This window comes from Candidatus Pantoea communis, from assembly GCF_011752685.1.
GTDB classification, from domain to species: Bacteria; Pseudomonadota; Gammaproteobacteria; order Enterobacterales; family Enterobacteriaceae; genus Pantoea; species Pantoea communis.
The window spans coordinates 1-776 of sequence record NZ_VWXC01000065.1 but is presented as its reverse complement, the minus strand read 5'-3'; the positions used below and the strand labels follow the sequence as shown (position 1 = coordinate 776).

The 776-nt window shown below is 63.3% G+C and carries 1 pseudogene; it reads right to left on the bottom strand.

Annotation, left to right across the window (positions count from 1 at the left end):
* Positions 1 to 116 precede the first annotated feature (116 nt).
* Positions 117 to 776 (bottom strand): annotated as a pseudogene (locus F3J37_RS27835) (dehydroquinate synthase/iron-containing alcohol dehydrogenase family protein); the annotation flags it as partial.

Genomic DNA, 776 nt, shown 5'->3' with positions numbered 1-776 from the left:
CGGCGCACCGTCCAATAACCAGGAAGGCGTGCTGCAGGTGATTGAGCAGATGCTGGCGGGGGAAGGGCCGTTTGCTGGCTGAATAAGCAACGGGCAGCCTGCGCTGCCCGAAAGGCTCAGACGACGCGCCACGCGGCGGTAATCATCTCCGTGAGCGTGGCGGGATCATAATTGACCCAGCCGTTTTTGCTGTTGGCGCGCGCCACAATCCAGTCGACCTCTTCCGCGGCGAGGGGTGGTCCCTCCAGCCAGAACGGCACGATAGCCTGCTGCTGCAGCCAGGCTTTCAGCGCCAGCGCCGGCGGTGCCGTTTCATCGGGCAGCAGGCGTTCAGCCAGCACCGCCATCAGCCGCTGCTGTTCGGGGTGCGCGCTCTCCGCCAGTACATCAAGGAACGGGAACAGCAGACGACCGCAGACTTCGCCGTGATGGAACGGTTTAATCGCCCCCAGCTCGCCGGCAATACCGTGGATCACCCCCAAACCCGCGCTGCTCCGAGCGCCACCACCAGCCCGCGCTGCTCAGGCTGTCTCCACCCAGCCATGATGCAATCATCATCGCTTCACGTGCCGCATCGCCGCGGCTGTCGTCCTGATTGAGGTACGGCCACGCCTGCATGAACAGTTGCAGCCCGTTGAGCGCGTTCTGCTGACTGAACAGGTTGCCCTTGCGTGACAGATAAGCCTCGAACAGGTGGGTAAAGGCATCAATGGCGCAGGTAGCCAGTACACGATCCGGCGCCCCTTTGAGCAGATCGGGATCGAGAATCGCCACCT